We start from the raw sequence: 17,114 nt of genomic DNA on the forward strand, positions 1-17,114 counted from the left end.
TTTGGAAAATTGTTAATTTCAAACTAAACCGTTTATTTTGATGGTATAAACTCTCTTATCTTTACCCCATTGTTTTTAAGTTTTTCAACTATCTTCTCAAGGCCATCACCTTCAAGTCTTATTGATATCTCCTTAATTTCCATTACTCCGGTATCCATCTGTACTATGTTAGTTATATTTGCTCCATTTTTATAAATTATTTCAGAAATTTTAGCAATGACACCAGAAAAATCGCTAGCCAATATTACAAGTTTCGCATCCTTTAGACCAAAAACCTTAATTATAATATCAAAAAGAACTTTTTGCGTCAAAATTCCTAAAAATCTATCATCGCTGTCTACTACAGGCAAAAATCTCACCTTTGACTTGAAGAAAATTTCAGCTGCTTCTTCCACAGGAGTACTATCTTTTAATGCTTCAAGAGGTGTTGTTATAAATTCTGCTACAGGTTTTTGAAAAAACTTATTATAATCTGTTTCCCCTGACTTAAAAAACTCATCATAAACAAATTGCTTTGATAAAAACCCTACAAATTTCTTATCCTCAAAGACTGGCAAAGATAAAAAGCCATTTTCCTCGATTGTTTGAACTGCTTTTTGAGCAGTATCTTTTGTAGATAAAGTTATTAATTTATTTGCAGGCATAATAATTGATCTTATTAACATATGTGCGTACCTCCCATTTATTTTTTTCTTATTATACCATAATCGGTAAGTAAAGAATATAGAAAAGCCTGATTTTAATTTTTTTTATCTAAATCATGTAGACATCAACCAATATTATGACACTGAATTTTCTTATTATTTTTCAAATGTGTGGTTTGAATCTTAAAAAGACAATATTATTATCACATAAAATAATTAATTGTTTTTTATACTTCATTAACAATTATGTTATCGCTGCTTAGAATTTTTATTAAATTGGCTCCCTCACCCTTTATATATTCTCCAAAACTATTAAACGACCACTTTATGTTTCCTCCTAGCAAATCTAATGATTCTACAAATGCATTTATTTTTACATTTGAAATTTCGTCAAGTCTAACATTTATTCTGTTTACCCTATCAAATAACCATGTATTGTTAAAATTACTATAGACTAAATCTAAATTGTAACAATCGGTTACTTCTACATCAATATTACTAGGTAGAAACATTTCAACACTGCCTGGATTTGAGTAACTATTGTTATTATTTCTATTACTTGCAGCGTAAATATATAAAGTATTACCTGATTTTTTATACTTAATATATTCTTCTGAACTTAATTTTTTTGCTTCTTCCTGACTTATAGCATAAATATTAAGTTTACATATACCGCTTATTTTATTGTCTTCTGTAGCTCTAATGTCCAAATTATCTATTTCATTTATTATTATTTTATTTATATTTTTATCAATTATATATTCGTTTATAACAGCATCCATATTGTAATCTTCAGACAACACCATATTTTGCAATCTACTCATCACTCCAACTTCAGTTACTGCATATATTCCTATATTTACAAATAAAATAGCAAATACGATAAAGATACTGAATATATCATATTTTATAGCTATATTCTCATCCTTGGACGAATATCTGAACCATAGTATTTCTAGCCCTAATAAAACTAATACTATTGGCCACATTGTAGATATCATATTCAATGCCGATGATTGTTTAATTTGTGACACAAATAATATTAACCCAAAAGCAACTAATACAATACCCATTGAAATAGTGCCTACTCTTTTAATCTTCATCTTCAATATTCTCCTCTTCTGCATCAGTCAAGACATCAGCACTCTTTTTATTCTTAATCAACATACGTATACCAGCAAAAATAAATATTAATGATACAATAGATGTTTGGATATATCTTCGGATTTCATAATCAATTAACGGGTATAGTACTCTTTCCAACATTATCATAACCCCAATTCCTATTAATGCAAATCCAATCCACTCTGGTTTTATTTCAGGGAAAATTATTTCTTGATTTTTAATTCCCTCATTAGAACCATCTACTGTATGCATTGCATCAAAGAAACTATAAAACCAAATCAAGGGCAATAAAAACAGCAGTAAAGATATTCCCAACCATCCCATAAAAAATATGGAAAACGCAAATGCTCCCATTATAATTAATCCCTTTTTCTGATAACCCAGATACATGTGTCCTGCACCTGGTATTATTGATAATGCAAGAGTTTTACTTCTTTTGTTTAATTTATTATCCATAGGAATATTTCGCGGTATTTCCGCATTGTTATACAACTGCCTTATTTCAATATTTCTCCAAGCTGAATACATATCCAGCAAAGCAATTAACCATAAAATAGGATATCCTATTAAAATAATTATCAAAAAATCATTATCATATAGTATTATTGATAAACCCATACTTCCTGCGAATAATCCAGCAAACATTATAAAAAATATTAAAGCTCTTTCCTTCAATCCAATATATAAATGAGCCAGACCAGGTATAACTGATAATACAAATGCTATAAATTTACTTTTATCTCTCAATGTTTTTCCTCCTTTTATTTCTATCAATATTTTCAATACTAAACAAAAAACTTGATGTAGAATCTACTATACTGTCTGAAAAATTGGCAATTATATTGGTACTCTTATTTGGTACTTTAATTGAAGCCGAAAGTTTTGGCACTATATCAACCAAATCAGTATAGAATCCCCCAAATGTTAAAATTATAGTTACTGATGCAACAGCTACGTAATAACCAAACTGATAATTAAATATTTTCTTTTTTTGTTTTTTCTTATGTTTAACTATTTTTAATTTAGGCATTTTTTCTATAACATTAGATGTAAAATTATTAGTTACAAATTTCCCTGCACTTCTTACTTCTTCTTCATCAATAAGGGTTAGAAAAATCTCCATACAAGTATCGCAGTTAAATAAATGTTGTTCCATTTCATCTAATTTTTCTTTAGTCAACATTTTATTTTTATAAAGCAGCCACTCAATATAATCATAATGCTTCATTTTCTTCCCTCCATTTCTCTTTTAATAATATCTTTGCTCTGTAAAGTCTTGATGCTATAGTTTTTATTGGTACATCTTCTTCTTTTGAAATTTGTTCGTAAGACTTATCTTGAAAATAGAATTTTTCAATAGTATTTCTGTAGATTTCAGGAATGTTACTTATAACTTTTGTAAGCATTTCTTTTCTCTCTTTGTCAACTAAAGAAATTTCTGGGTTGTTGTTTTGATCGGATACCATACTGTCTATCATATCCGTCGTGTTGTCAAAAGCTTCTTCTCGAAATCTTGATTTCTTTTTTCTTATCCAGTCAATAGACTTATTGGCAGCTATTTTGCCAATCCACCCCTTAAAGTTTTTATTATCATATGTACTTAGAGAAGCATAGATTTGCAGAAAGACTTCCTGTGCAACATTTTCAGCTTCTCCATAATCCTTTATGAAATTTAGTATAATTGCGAAAATATAATTCTTATAAAGATTAACTATCTGAGTAAAAGCTTCTTCGTCACCTTCAATTGACTCTTTGATTAACAAGCTTTCCTTTTCCATACCTCCCCTCCTTCCTGTACATTTATTATAACGCAGTTTAATTATAAACTACTGCAATAAAAAAGCACTATTTTTATTTTATTGCAAACAAAAAACTTGCATATTTTACAAGTTTTTCGAGAAAAAAGATTAATCATTTTCAGGTACTATCAACTTATATTTTCCAGCTTCAATGCGAACTTGATTTCCCGAATATTTTCCTCCATTACTGCTGGAAAAGTATAAACTAGCTCACCCTTATATTTAATTTCTTAATAAAGTTTCATTTTATTCATATCACCCAGTGAATGATATTTTATATATATTTTTTTAATTTAATTGAATTTGAGCAACAATATGCAAGAATTACCCATAGCTATATGTTATACTTATTCCAGAAGCTAATAAGAAAAGGGTGATTATTAATGGTAAATGAAGTTCGTACCGTATGTTATGATACGGATTTAAAAATAGAAGCATATCGTTTTGAAGGAATTATGCAGAAGTTTCCCAATCACTTTCACGACTATTATGTCATTGGTTTTATAGAAAACGGTCAGCGGTATTTGTTATGCAACAATAAGGAATATATAATTAACCCTGGAGATATCACAATCTTTAATCCACGAGATACCCATACATGCGAACAAGTAGACGGAAAAACTCTAGATTATCGGTGTATCAATATAAAGTCAGATATTATGCTACGTACTGTGTTTGAAATAACTAGAAGAGAGTACCTTCCCAAATTCACACAATCAGTGCTCTATCACAATGATATTGCGACATCATTGAGGGAATTACATCTTATGATTTTAAATAAAGATACAGACTTTAAAAAAGAGGAGCTTTTTTTGTTCTTAATAGAGCAATTAATTCAGGACTATTCTGACACAACTCCCGCACAAAATACAATAGAACCAGTATCTGAAATTAAAGCCGCATGTGATTATTTGGAGTTAAACTATACAAAAACAATTGCGCTTGATGACTTAAGCACATTAGCAGGATTAAGCAAATATCATTTTATTCGTTCTTTTACTAGGCAAAAAGGAATTTCACCTTACAGTTATCTTGAAACAATTCGTATCAGCAATGCAAAAAAACTATTAGAACAAGGCATTCGACCTATTGAAGTCGCATTTCAAACAGGCTTTAGCGATCAAAGCCATTTTACAAACTTTTTTAAAAAGCTGATTGGATTAACACCCAAACAATACATGCGAATATTTATAGATATTGATAAGGATGAGCACTCTTAAACTAAATAAGATTTTTATTTCATTGAAAAAATAACATAATTTAAAGGAGATACATAATGGCAGATCAGAAAACAAAATGCGTCATCGTAGTAGACGAAGCTCTCCCTATAGGGATTATTGCTAATACAACTGCAATATTAGGGATTACATTAGGCAGGCAAGTGCCGGAATGCGTAGGTGAAGATGCTCAGGACGCTTCTGGACAAGTTCATAAGGGTATAATAGCTATACCTGTACCAATTTTGAAGGGCAACATAGAAATACTTAAGACTTTGAGAGAAAAACTTTATACACAAGATTTCAGCGATATGATTGTTGTTGATTTTTCTGATGTAGCACAGGGTTGTAATATATATGATGAATATATGCTTAAGGCAAAGACTACAAAAGAAGCTGACCATACTTATTTGGGAATTGCTATTTACGGCAACAAGAAAAAAATTAACAAGTTGACAGGAAGTATGCCCTTGTTAAGATAAAGATTACAGCCTTAACTGATAGTCGCTTTTAATTGATTTTTTTATAAGAATACATTCTTTCATCAGCAATTTTAATCAATTCGTTAAGTTCTATTCCTTCTTGTGGAAAACTAGCTATTCCATAGCTAAACGTACATATTATCTCCTCATTAACCATTAATAGAGGATCATTCTCAAGTTGGTTTAAAATCTTTTGAAATTTTTCTACTAAATATTCCTTATTTGATACAAAAATAATTCCCGAAAATTCATCGCCTCCTACTCGAGCAATGATATCACTTTTCCTAATACTACTTTTTATTGATTGTGCAATTTTCTTTATCACTTCATCACCAATCAAGTGCCCCATAGAATCATTAATTTTTTTCAAACCATCGATATCAAAAACAACAAGTTGAAAAGTTTCATTATATTGTATTGCTTTCTCCTTTAACTTTAAAAAACTTTCTTCAAAATAGTATCGATTGTATAAACCAGTTAGTTGATCATGTTTAGCTAAAAAAGCTTTTTCTTTATATAAAAGGTAATTTGAAACGGCAATTTCAGCATTATTTCTTATGAATTCCATTGACTTCACATCATCTTCATCAAAAGCATTTTTTTCAACAGAATCAATATTAATCATACCAAAAAAACTACCTTCATGGTATATTGGAACCGACATGGTAGATTTAATAAACATTCCTTCTCCAATATTAGCTTTAATACAATCATAACCATTATATTTTGTTAAATCTCTAATATTGACTATCCTATCCATTTTACCATCAGTTGCTTTGTAGAGAAAACAACCATCAACATGTAATTTAAAATTTTTAATATCATCTACAAAACCAACAGAAGCGACAACCTTAAAACAGTCGTCTTCCCTTATAAAAATGGTTCCTAATGTCGAGTTTTCTAAAGCTATTAATGAATTATTTAAAATTAATTGGAATATTTGATTGATATCTTCCATTTTTAAGATTGACTGAGTCACTTCAAGCATCAAATCCCTAAGTTTAGATGTTCTAGATAAATTCAATTGACTCACTTTTTTATCTGAAATATCATATAAATGTCCAATAAAAGTTTTTTTCTCACGATATATGACAATTTTACCAGTAAATTCTACCCATATGCTCTCTTTACTATTCTTATTAATTAGTATTTCTTGTTTCACTGTATCCGTTGTACTTTCTAAAAAGTTATGATTATATATGAATAAGTATTCTTTTTCTAAATAGTTAACAAAGTCTCTGACCTCTTTATAATTCAAGTCATTTTCTTCATATCCTAACATTTTCTTACAGCTTTCATTTAAATATAAAACTTCTTTATTATTAAAAATAATCGTAGGTATTGTAACAAACTTATCTAATTGCAGAAGTGCTTCATCTTCCAATATTTCGAATTTCCTTATACTCTCCATACGATTTCTCCTTAATTATAATCTTTTTTACATTATATCTAATAAATAATTTTAAAGCAAGGAAAATCAATTTGTCATAATACACAAAACCAAAGCCAATTGAATAAAATTTCATTTTTAATCAATTGACTTAAATCCGCATATCACATTTTACTTTTTCTTACAATCCGAACAATATCCATATAAATATAGTTTATGACCTACAATATGAAAGTCTGTTTCCTTTTCTAATTCTTCTTCATACGAGGTCAGAGGACATCCATGAATTGTAACAATTTTTTTACAATTAATACATACTAAGTAGTGTCTATGTCCCATTTTATTATATTCAAAAAACATTCTATCATCATCCATAATACTCAGCTTTGTAACAAGACCTTTATTATCTAAAGTTTCCAGCGTCCTATACACAGTGGATAAATTAATTTCTGTTTTACTTTCTTTCAGTTTAAGATATATTTGTTCTGCAGTTATAGGTTGATCGCTTTGTATTAAAATATCAATAATCGCTTTACGACTTTTTGTATTTTTTAATCCGCTTTGTTTTAAATCGTCTTCATACTCAGCTCTTTTATTCAATATCAATGAACCACCTTTCATGACAATTCTTGTCTTATTGCTATCCCTTTTCTTTTTGCTTTTATTCGAGTGTAACTTATAGAATACATAGAAAAATAAAATATTACTGATAATATTACTATTATTGCTCCTGATGCAATATTTAAAACATAAGAAATCCATAATCCAGCAACACAGAAAATAATTCCAAAGATAATTGCATAAACCATACGATTTTTAAGTTTTGAAGAAACTATCCCCGCTGTTGCTGCAGGCGCGGTAAGCAATGCTATTACCATTATTATACCCGCAACTCTTATCAAAACAACAACTGTCATTGCAATTAAAACCAATAGCAGATATTCTAAAAAAGCTGTATTTATACCAATAATAAAAGCAAATTCTTCATCAAATAAATAAGCTTTCCAATTATTATACAATGCAATTACTACGAAAACTACTATAAACGTCAATATAAGCATTAAATAAATATCTGATTTTGTTACAGATAAAATATTTCCAAAAAGATAAGAGTTTAAATCAGGCGGATATCCAGGCATAAATGCAATAAAAACAATACCAAGTGCCATTCCTAAGGACCAAAAAAGTCCTATTATTACATCAGATTGTGCACCACCTTTCCTTTTGATAAATCCTATTCCCATTGCTGCACATGCAGAGAAGATAAAAGCACCTATCATAGGCTCGAATCCCATTAAATAACCAAGACCTACCCCTCCATAAGCAGTATGGGCTATACCTCCGCTCATCATAACTAATTTTTTCTCCACAATTATAACGCCGATAATTCCGCATACTATACTGGCAAGAATACTGGCAGCCAATGCATTTTGCAGGAATTTATATTCAAATATTGCATGTATCAATTACTTTTCCTCCCCATGTTCCCTTAATACTCTATGAGGCACGCCATGTGCAATTAAATCAATTGGACAGCCATAGAGCTTATTTACAATGTTATCATTTAACTCTGGTTTTCCATGATAAACTAAATTTTCATTTAAGCATGCTAATCTTCCAACTTTAGATGAAATAGCCATTAGATCATGTGTTACCAGTATGATTGTAATATTCTTGTTTAATTCTTCAAGCAAATCGTAAATTTGTTCCCTAGAACTTGCATCCACACTAGCAGTAGGCTCATCTAAAAATAAAATCTTAGGATTTACTGCAAGTGCTCTTGCAATGAGCATTTTTTGAAATTCTCCTCCCGATAATTCACCTATTTGCTTGTTTGCAAGTTTTTTTATACCAACCCTTTCAAGCTGATCAAATGCAATGTCTCTATCTTTTTTTGCAAATCTAAAAAAAGGAGATAACCCTCCTTTTATACATCCAGTCAAAACAACTTCAAGACAAGAAATTGGAAAGTTTTTATCCATAGTAGCAAACTGCGGAACATATCCAAACAATGTTTTATTTTTCCCAAGTTTCTCATTATATATTTTAATGCTCCCAGTAGTGATAGGAACAAGACCCAGAATAGATTTTAGAAGTGTAGATTTTCCTCCACCGTTAGGACCTATAATTCCTAAAAATTCACCATCCTCTACATCCATACAAATATTAGTAATCGCTGGGGTTTCTCCATAATATACTGATAATTTTTCTATATTTACTGCCGTTTTTCTCATTGCATAACCTCTGATATAGTTTCTGCCATTTTTTTAAGGTTATCGATATAATCAGCAGCTAATGGTGAAAGCTGTACGGTTTTACCGCCAATCTCTTCTGCAAATGCCTTAGACTGGCTACTGTCTATTTCTTCCTGATAAAAAATAGCTTTTATATTTTCCTTTTTTGCAAGGTCAATCATTTCCTGCAAATGCATAACTGTCGACTCTTTTCCTTCTTCCTCTAATGAATACATTTCAAGACTATAATCATCTGCAAGATATCCAAAAGCAGGATGATATACGATAATTTTCTTATTTTGAACACCATCAAGAGATTCTTTTATTTCTTTATCAAGTTCATCTAATTGTTCAATATACGCTTTAGCATTTTTTTCATATGTTTCTTTATTAGCTACATCTAGTTTACCCATTTCACGAGATATTACTTCTATCATTACTTTAACCCGTTTAGGAGAAAGCCATATGTGCGGATCTCTTTCATTAGATTCGAATGTTCTATCATCATATATTAAAGCAACTTCATCTTGTAAAGCAATTGTTTTAATATCAGTCGCTTTTGGTAAAATATTTGCTTCCTCTGTGGAAACACCAATTGAAAAATAAAGTGATGCCTTGCTAAATTTTTCAATTACCATAGGAGTAGGTTCATAATTCTCCGGACTATTTCCAGGAGGAACCAAAACGACCACTTCAGCCAGGTCTCCACAAACAGCTTCTACAAAAGTCTGTTCTGGAACAATAGTAACCGCAATAATTGGTTTGTCTTCTTTTACATTTTCTTGCTCATTATTACTACAGCCAAATAAAAGCATCCCACTCAGTATAATCATAACACCAAAAGTATTACGTAATAATTTTTTTATATTCATTTTATCATCACCCATAATTTATTTGCAAATGCAATTCATTTGCATTTAAATTATAACGCTATAAAAAACATATGTCAACCATAAACCTTAAATACTACTACTATATACCAACTTTCAAGGAAATATATCGATTTTTTATTTAATATAACTTGTTACTTTATCTATTAATCTTTCTTTATCTTGCTGTAATGTACCTTTTATTTTAATTATATTTGTTGGATGTGTTGTATCAAATATCATTTGTTTCTTAGGTTCGAGATTTTCTAAAAGTGTTCTTATTTCTACTAATCGTTCGTTTCCGTCTGGAAGAATAAAATCACCTCTAATTACCATGTTATTTAACTCCGTTTGGTTAGCAACTTTTAGATTCATGGTAATAACTCCATTTGTTATAAATTGATTAATCATTTTAGCAGTTGCAACTGCGTTATCTACAGATTCGCCTTTGCCCGCTATTCCATACATAACGATAGAGTTAAATGGTATTTTTGCTTCATTAAGCTTCTTTGCTTGTTTAATTGCTTCATTTACTGTATGACCTTTATTCATCAATTTCAGTATATCATCTCTGCCTGTTTCAAAACCAATATAGAGAAGTCTAAGTCCCGCATCATGGAGAATGGAAAGTTCCTCAACTGAATATTTGGAAATATACTTTATGGATGCATACGAGGACACACACGCACAATATGGCAAATACTGATGTATCTTATCTAGTAAACGTTTCATGTTGTCAAATCCTATTGAAATAGGATCTGCTCCTATCAAAAATACTTTTTCAGTATATATAGATATATTTAGCAATTCTGCTTCTATATCGGAAAACTGAACTTCACTGTATTTAATATCTTTATACATAGCACAGAATACACATTTGTTATATGAGCACCCTGATGTTACCGGCAGTAAAACCGTAGTCATTTCATCCTGTGGATAATAAACCGTATCATTTTTATACATAATTATAACCATTCCTTTCGCCTCGCTCAAGGCATTAATTTTCCAACCACGGAACTACTATTTTATAAAAATTTTTACAATCAATTAAATATCTACACTGATTATATGAATCGCTGAAACTATCAATTGGATGGGGGGATAATATATATGCATCTGTAAACTTAGCTTCCTTAACACAATTTACAACTTCCTTAGAAGATTCCCCAAATGGATATGCTAAACTTGTAATTTCAAGACCCAACTCTCTTTGCAAAACTTCTTTACTTTTTTGTATATCTTTTGTAAATTCTTCATACATATCTTCATTTAGAAATTTTGCTTGTTTATCTTGTAAATAGTGCATATCATATGTATGAGATCCAAACGAAGCCAAACCACTATCCCTCATTTCACGAAGATCATCCCATGATGCTATTTGAAAATTATTAAAATCCTTATTCCCAACCTGACCTGCAATTACAAATAAAGTAAATGGAATATTTCTTTCTTTTAAAATTGGAAACGCATTTTTATATACAGAGATATCTACATCATCAAAACAAATCCAAACGCATTTATCAGGATATTTTCCCTTTATCTTAAACTCTTTAAGCTCATCTAATGTTACAAAATATGCTCCTGATTTAATCATATAATCAATTTGATTTTGAAATTCATCCTTATAAACAGAATAAATCGCAAGTTCTTTATTATCTGTAAGTTTCTCTATTGCAGTATTCCACAAATTTGAACTCCTTATTCGATGATATGTCAAAGCAACACAAACATTTTCTTTAGGAATTACTTCATAAACATCCAAAGTATCAGCATCAGCTTTTAATGCTAATGTAAAAACCTTAATACTTAATACAATAATTAAACAAAATGCGATTATTGAAGGAAATATTTTCTTCATCAATTTACATTTTACCTCCTTACAATTCTTTAATAGGATTTTTTTCAAATATAATCACCTTTTGATACTTAAGTAGTTCATATGCATTAGGATCAATTAAATTTAATGCAAGCATATCATCATCTGTCGATTCATTTGGCATAGCTCTTCTATTGAGCTTACCAAATCTATTTTTATTATAATATTTCCACATAAGCAATCCTACAAAAAATATGATAAAAAAGATGAATGTAGAAAGCAAAAACATTCTTATATCATAATTTGTTATTTTAAAACTAATTTTTAATATTCCTATGAAATAATCATTATAATTAAAGCAAGCACTTATAAAAAAATATACTACAACCAACATATATAGCCACATAAATATGTTAATTACATAAACAAATATTTTCTTTATTAATGGTTGTTTTGACCTTACAAGAAATTTATCTATTGAACCTTCTTTAACATTATTGTCATTTAACACTTCTTCACTATTATTTATAGGCTGCTTCTCATTCCTCTGTCCGGTGAATTCCACGTTGCATATCCTCCTTTTATTCTTGATTTAATTGATTTTGGTATTGCACTTATAACAACAAATACATTAACCATCCAATATACCGTTGGATACCAAGCTGCCCATAAGTAGTATTTTAATACTTTATCATATCTTGAATCATTTCGTAATGACATAAACAACTGAATATTACTCATCAATACCATTGCAAAAGAATTAAATGATATCCAAATCAATAATTGTTTCAAGCTTGTTGCACTAAAAATAAAACATATGCTTACTATGAGCCATAATACAGACCAAAGTATACTCATTACTTGTTCAATATAAATTGGCCATATCCTTCTTTGACGCCAATCTTTAAAAACGTCCCAATGCTTTAAAATAACTTCTTGGCTACCCTGGGCCCATCTGACACGTTGTTTCCATATTCCAGATAGTGTTTCTGGTACAAGCATCCAACATAAAGCACGTGGTTCATATCTAATATCCCAAAATTTTTTTTGTAATTTCCATGAAACTGCAATATCTTCTGTAATCATATCACGATCCCATAATTCAACGTCTATTAATGCTTTCTTTCTAAAGGCAACAATAACACCAGAAACCGTCATGATTTTTCCCAGAATTCTTTGTGCTCTTTTTATAGACCCAATTATTGATGCATATTCAACTAACTGTAATTTTGATAAAAGTGTATCCCTATTCCTAATTCTTGGATTTCCAGTAACAGCACCTACTCTTTCACCACGTTCTAAGAAATGTTTTATTAAATAATAAGGTGCTTTATCGTCTAATAACGCATCCGAATCAACACATAACAAATATTCAGATTCAGCCGCATGTGCAGCAATATGTAAGGCGTTTGCTTTTCCTCTATTTTCTCGACAACTAATAACCTTGAGGCAATCATACTTCTCTGATAATTCAATTAATATACTCTCAGTAAAATCACGGCTTCCATCATTTACTGCAATAATTTCAAAATCTGGATACGACAATTTTGACAGAAATTCTATTGTTTCTGCAATTGTTTCTCCTTCATTATAACAAGGAACCAAAATACTAATTTTCGGCCAGTTATAATTTTCAATATTAATCTCATTATCATTTTCACGGAACATAGAGAAAATAACAGACCCTGCAATCCAAAATAAAGACATTAAAAATGGATACCAAAATATATAAGCCTGAATAATTTGCATTAAACGAGGCATATCTTTAAACAATATCATATTTGTATATTCCTCCAAATATTACTTTTTTCGACAACTGAAATTAAATTATATCATAATAATATGTTATGTGGTATTTTTTTATTGATAAATCATGACCTATTTTATGGTGCTCAAGGTTTATTCTATCATTTATGTAAAAAAGACGGGTTTCGACTAATTATGACTCTTATATTTATTCATCAAACAAAAAGAACCGTCCCAATTATCCCAAGAAGTTTCGTTTCATTATTATCTAATAAAAACTGTAGCAGTTATTATTAGAAATCATAATATGTAACATAGTTTGAATATTTTAAGGAGGAATTGCTATGCCAACAAGCATGGATTTTGTACGTCAGTCATTAGAGCTACATCTTTTTTTTGGACGAATCATGAAAGAACACTCATTTTTTCTAGAGTTGGGATTTACCCCAAGGGATACTAATTATACACAAAAAGCAGACGAATTTCGTAGAGAGTTTGACAAATTTTTAGGAGAAGTTATTTTACTTTCTAATGGTGTTGTTAGCCAAAGCGTACTTCAATCTGGTGAAGTAATAACACCTTATACACTTAAAGCTGAAATGGTTTCATCATATTATACAGGAATACAGATTCCAACTAAACTAACTCAAGAAGAGGCTGAATTAATGTGTGCAGGCAAAACACCATACAATCCAATAATCGAAGAAAGAGTATTTTATATAAACCAATGGGCTATTAAATTAGTTAGTGCATTAATACAGTTTAAAGCAAATATTTTAAATAATGTTTTAGAATGTAAAATGTTTACAGTAAATTATCCATTATTGATAGATCACATTATGAGGGAAGCTAATCTTTATTTACAGACAATCCAAAAACTTCAAAACAGAGAACATATAAATATGGAAAGAGAAGTTGCAGAACAAGAGTTATTCTGGAATAGAATTATGGCAGAACATTCAAAATTCATTCGTGGTTTACTTGACCCAACTGAAGATGAATTAATTAATGCAGCTAATAATTTTGGAAAGGAGTTTAATCAATTGACAGTAGCTTCAAAGGCTGCTATGGATAAGGCCATGCCTTTAATAAAGGTTACAGATGAAAGTCTCAAAGCAACAAAGGCATTACGTGACTTCAAGGAACAAGGAACACAAGGATTAATTGAATGTAAAGTTAAATCAATAATTATACCTTTATTAGGAGATCATACATTGCGTGAAGCAAATCACTATTTAAGACTTTTAAAAATATTTAAAAAATAATTATAGTTTGCTACAGATAATTTATAATTTTAGTTCATGGTGCGTATATTAAATATACTTACAAAAAAATATGTAACGCGAGAGTAAATCAAGTGTGTAAGTAAAAAAAAATTACACACTTTTCACAGGAAAATAGTAATCACAGAACCTAGAAACAAAGAAAACCTTTAACTTTTAATGGTATAAAAATTAATTTGTATAGAAATAAAAATAAAATATCAACTTATAAATTTTCCTGTAAAAAATACAAAATGTATGGAATAATTCTACTAATAAACCACAAAATAAGAAGTATATATTGCACTTGTTCAAATATATTTTTAGTAAACTTTACCTTTTTATTTGTATCATTGATTTTATATTCTCCAACAAAACGTTCTCCATGAGAATCAATGTATATTCCTTGTCCGTACACTTTTCCATCTTCGATTATACCAATATACTTAGTTCTATCAACATTAATAAACATTCCTTGTCCTTGCATCTTATCATCTTTAAATTCACCAACATACTTTCTTCCATCAGAATTAATAAATACACCTTGCCCATGCATCTTGTTGTCCTTAAATTCACCAACATATTTTGTTCCATCAACATTGGTGAGTATCCCTTGTCCATGCATCATATCATTTTTTATTTCACCATCATACATTGCTCCGTTAGGAAAAGTGATTACCAAATTGCATTACCCCTTTCTTCCTTATGATTTTATAAAGCTGACAATTGCAACATTATTATATATTCTTAAGATACAATCAAATACGTTCTAATCCAAATTGCTAAAATATCCTTAACAAAGACTGATAGATAATCAGTCTTTGTTAAAATGTATTATTTTTTAAATCCGATAAATAAATAAATTATTCAGCATCTGGATTTTCTAAAACCCCCATAAATAGAGGTATGCCTGTTGTAACATCGATTATTCCATAAATAAAAGGTCTGTCAAATACTACTTTTTGTACATCCATTGGCATACCTGTCACATTCATTTCTACAGAAGTAACAGCAGCTGCTTCAGTACCTTTTTCGTCAACTCTTATAAAAGTTTTGTGCTTTACATTGTTTATAAAAAGTTCTCTTTTATGACTTTTGCTCATTAAAGAAAAATCAGCCAAATTCGGATCAAAGGCAATATCCATACCTAATTTTGCAAGTTCATCATTGAGGCTATCTTCATACTTGCCTTCAAATTTTGGCAAGGATAAATCTATATTAGCATTTTTCTTATTTTCGAGTAATTTAATTAAGTTCAAAGCACTAAAATTATCAATTAATTCTCTTGTTGTTTTTCCTTCCTCTGGTAATAAAGCAATAAAAGCAAATTGCTCATCCAAATATGGTAAAATTACACCAGTAACTCCATCACCATTTAAATAGCCAATATCCCCTCTGCGATGCATAAAGTCAGTATCAATAACATCTGTAGGTGAATTAAATGGTTGTTTATATGTATTATTTGCTTTGAATTGGTCTTTCCAATCTCCCTTAAAATAAATAGCATTAATTAAATACATCATTGTATCATCATTGATATTGTCAATAATTTTGTCAATGGTTCCATTTGTAGAATCCTTTACCCAATCATTTATTGTATTTACTGAATCCTCTTTACTGAAATCTAATTTTTTAATAGAAGCAGAATAATAATCTGCATTCTTTTGAAGAAATTTTTCATCAGCTTCAAAGCTATTTCTATACCAAATAGAATTTGCTACATTTAATTTAGCAATCCTATCATCATTAGTTAAAGAACTAATCCATGATTTCATTCCAGCATTTAAATCTTCTTCTGTTATGCCCTTTGCTGAAAGTGCTTCTAACATAGCTGCTTTAGTGTCACCGTCTGCACCGTTTAAAGTCATAGCTAATGCAGTATATATAGAAACTGGTGATATCATCAAATTACCTGTATTTTGGCTATTTTCTTTAAACATATTCCAAGAAAAATTTAAAATAGCTTCCTTTAAATTTTCATCAATTGGTTCAAGTGATGATACATCTACTTTTGAAACGTAACCCTTCATTAAATCGTTAGCAGGTGAAGTACAGCTTGAAACTATCATCGTCATTGCAGTTATACATGAAATAATATAAATAAATTTTTTATTCATAAATAGTTACCTCCTTATATTACATATGACGATTTTTATTTATCTAGGTTCCACAGCTATGATGTTATAATTAACTCTTCATTCATAATTTTTGAAATAAAAACATCAATTTAACAGTTTTTTGATATATTATAGCATTAATTTTAATATATTAATTTAATCAAATAGAGTTATCTATTTTATCAATCAAATCTTGTAAATCAATATTATTATCTGCTGTAAAACTATCAAGTGAATCAAATAAATTGTTGCATAGAACACATTTACCAACCAATTTATCATAACTTTTAAAAATTTCTTCCGTTTTGGGATATTTTTCAACAATATCTAATATCGTCATTTCCTTTTTTATCATAATTCAACCTCCATTAAAAATTCAATAGAAGACTTATATTAATTAATATACTAATATA

The 17,114-nt window shown here is 29.4% G+C and carries 20 protein-coding genes; 3 read left to right on the forward strand and 17 right to left on the reverse strand.

The genetic code is table 11. The features are described from left to right. Positions 1-32: 32 nt before the first annotated feature. The 5 genes from J2Z76_RS04595 to J2Z76_RS04615 all read right to left on the reverse strand — a co-directional run bounded on the left by J2Z76_RS04595 (position 33) and on the right by J2Z76_RS04615 (position 3,547). The gene (locus J2Z76_RS04595) at positions 33-665 is read right to left on the reverse strand and encodes a CBS domain-containing protein (RefSeq protein WP_209510826.1); all 633 of its coding nucleotides are present in this window, start codon (positions 663-665) and stop codon (positions 33-35) included. Between the two features lie 206 nt (positions 666-871). Beyond that, a complete protein-coding gene (locus tag J2Z76_RS04600; RefSeq protein ID WP_209510827.1) occupies positions 872-1,747 on the reverse strand; it encodes a LiaF transmembrane domain-containing protein in 876 nt (291 codons plus the stop codon). Beyond that, the gene (locus J2Z76_RS04605; RefSeq protein ID WP_209510828.1) at positions 1,737-2,516 is read right to left on the reverse strand and encodes a hypothetical protein; all 780 of its coding nucleotides are present in this window, start codon (positions 2,514-2,516) and stop codon (positions 1,737-1,739) included. Before J2Z76_RS04605 ends, J2Z76_RS04600 begins: the two co-directional genes overlap by 11 nt. Continuing rightward, a complete protein-coding gene (locus J2Z76_RS04610; RefSeq protein ID WP_209510829.1) occupies positions 2,506-2,997 on the reverse strand; it encodes a hypothetical protein in 492 nt (163 codons plus the stop codon). Before J2Z76_RS04610 ends, J2Z76_RS04605 begins: the two co-directional genes overlap by 11 nt. After that, positions 2,984-3,547, reverse strand: a complete 564-nt coding sequence (locus J2Z76_RS04615) for an RNA polymerase sigma factor (RefSeq protein ID WP_209510830.1) — start codon at positions 3,545-3,547, stop codon at positions 2,984-2,986. Before J2Z76_RS04615 ends, J2Z76_RS04610 begins: the two co-directional genes overlap by 14 nt. A 404-nt stretch (positions 3,548-3,951) precedes the next feature. On the opposite strand from J2Z76_RS04615, the gene J2Z76_RS04620 reads away from it, so the two are divergent. Both J2Z76_RS04620 and J2Z76_RS04625 read left to right on the forward strand, forming a co-directional pair. Next, the gene (locus J2Z76_RS04620) at positions 3,952-4,788 is read left to right on the forward strand and encodes an AraC family ligand binding domain-containing protein (RefSeq protein ID WP_209510831.1); all 837 of its coding nucleotides are present in this window, start codon (positions 3,952-3,954) and stop codon (positions 4,786-4,788) included. Positions 4,789-4,844: 56 nt separating this feature from the next. Next, complete coding sequence (locus J2Z76_RS04625; protein ID WP_209510832.1) at positions 4,845-5,267, forward strand: DUF2000 domain-containing protein; 423 nt, start codon at positions 4,845-4,847, stop codon at positions 5,265-5,267. 28 nt (positions 5,268-5,295) lie between these two features. Here the strand turns inward: J2Z76_RS04625 and J2Z76_RS04630 are convergent, their stop codons facing one another. The 9 genes from J2Z76_RS04630 to pgaC form a co-directional block, all read right to left on the reverse strand. Then, a complete protein-coding gene (locus tag J2Z76_RS04630) occupies positions 5,296-6,678 on the reverse strand; it encodes a diguanylate cyclase (RefSeq protein ID WP_209510833.1) in 1,383 nt (460 codons plus the stop codon). 150 nt (positions 6,679-6,828) lie between these two features. After that, positions 6,829-7,278 carry a Fur family transcriptional regulator gene (locus J2Z76_RS04635; protein WP_209510834.1) on the reverse strand — a complete coding sequence of 150 codons (450 nt, stop codon included), beginning with the start codon at positions 7,276-7,278 and terminating at the stop codon, positions 6,829-6,831. Continuing rightward, positions 7,275-8,123 carry a metal ABC transporter permease gene (locus tag J2Z76_RS04640; protein ID WP_209510835.1) on the reverse strand — a complete coding sequence of 283 codons (849 nt, stop codon included), beginning with the start codon at positions 8,121-8,123 and terminating at the stop codon, positions 7,275-7,277. The genes J2Z76_RS04635 and J2Z76_RS04640 overlap by 4 nt, the downstream gene beginning before the upstream one ends. Then, entirely contained in the window at positions 8,124-8,891 is a 768-nt protein-coding gene (locus tag J2Z76_RS04645) for a metal ABC transporter ATP-binding protein (protein WP_209510836.1), read from the reverse strand. Continuing rightward, positions 8,888-9,763 (reverse strand): metal ABC transporter solute-binding protein, Zn/Mn family, encoded by an 876-nt coding sequence (locus J2Z76_RS04650; RefSeq protein WP_209510837.1) that lies wholly within the window; start codon positions 9,761-9,763, stop codon positions 8,888-8,890. Before J2Z76_RS04650 ends, J2Z76_RS04645 begins: the two co-directional genes overlap by 4 nt. 135 nt (positions 9,764-9,898) lie before the next feature. After that, complete coding sequence (locus J2Z76_RS04655) at positions 9,899-10,735, reverse strand: radical SAM protein (RefSeq protein ID WP_245210320.1); 837 nt, start codon at positions 10,733-10,735, stop codon at positions 9,899-9,901. A 22-nt stretch (positions 10,736-10,757) separates the two neighbouring features. After that, a complete protein-coding gene (locus J2Z76_RS04660) occupies positions 10,758-11,618 on the reverse strand; it encodes a polysaccharide deacetylase family protein (protein WP_209510838.1) in 861 nt (286 codons plus the stop codon). Between the two features lie 19 nt (positions 11,619-11,637). Continuing rightward, complete coding sequence (locus J2Z76_RS04665) at positions 11,638-12,141, reverse strand: hypothetical protein (protein WP_209510839.1); 504 nt, start codon at positions 12,139-12,141, stop codon at positions 11,638-11,640. Beyond that, positions 12,102-13,355, reverse strand: a complete 1,254-nt coding sequence (gene pgaC / locus J2Z76_RS04670; protein ID WP_245210321.1) for a poly-beta-1,6-N-acetyl-D-glucosamine synthase — start codon at positions 13,353-13,355, stop codon at positions 12,102-12,104. The genes J2Z76_RS04665 and pgaC overlap by 40 nt, the downstream gene beginning before the upstream one ends. Positions 13,356-13,666: 311 nt before the next feature. Between pgaC and J2Z76_RS04675 the strand changes: the two genes are divergently transcribed. Further along, on the forward strand, positions 13,667-14,587 hold the full coding sequence (locus J2Z76_RS04675) for a DUF2935 domain-containing protein (protein ID WP_209510840.1): 921 nt from the start codon (positions 13,667-13,669) through the stop codon (positions 14,585-14,587). Positions 14,588-14,810: 223 nt separating this feature from the next. Here the strand turns inward: J2Z76_RS04675 and J2Z76_RS04680 are convergent, their stop codons facing one another. The 3 genes from J2Z76_RS04680 to J2Z76_RS04690 form a co-directional block, all read right to left on the reverse strand. Beyond that, positions 14,811-15,266: a hypothetical protein gene (locus J2Z76_RS04680; protein WP_209510841.1), complete on the reverse strand. Its 456-nt coding sequence runs from the start codon at positions 15,264-15,266 to the stop codon at positions 14,811-14,813. Between the two features lie 181 nt (positions 15,267-15,447). Continuing rightward, positions 15,448-16,701: a serpin family protein gene (locus J2Z76_RS04685; protein ID WP_209510842.1), complete on the reverse strand. Its 1,254-nt coding sequence runs from the start codon at positions 16,699-16,701 to the stop codon at positions 15,448-15,450. A gap of 160 nt (positions 16,702-16,861) precedes the next feature. Further along, positions 16,862-17,056: a hypothetical protein gene (locus tag J2Z76_RS04690; protein WP_209510843.1), complete on the reverse strand. Its 195-nt coding sequence runs from the start codon at positions 17,054-17,056 to the stop codon at positions 16,862-16,864. Between the last annotated feature and the right edge of the window lie 58 nt (positions 17,057-17,114).

The sequence above is a fragment of the Sedimentibacter acidaminivorans genome, from assembly GCF_017873955.1.
Classification (GTDB): domain Bacteria; phylum Bacillota; class Clostridia; order Tissierellales; family Sedimentibacteraceae; genus Sedimentibacter; species Sedimentibacter acidaminivorans.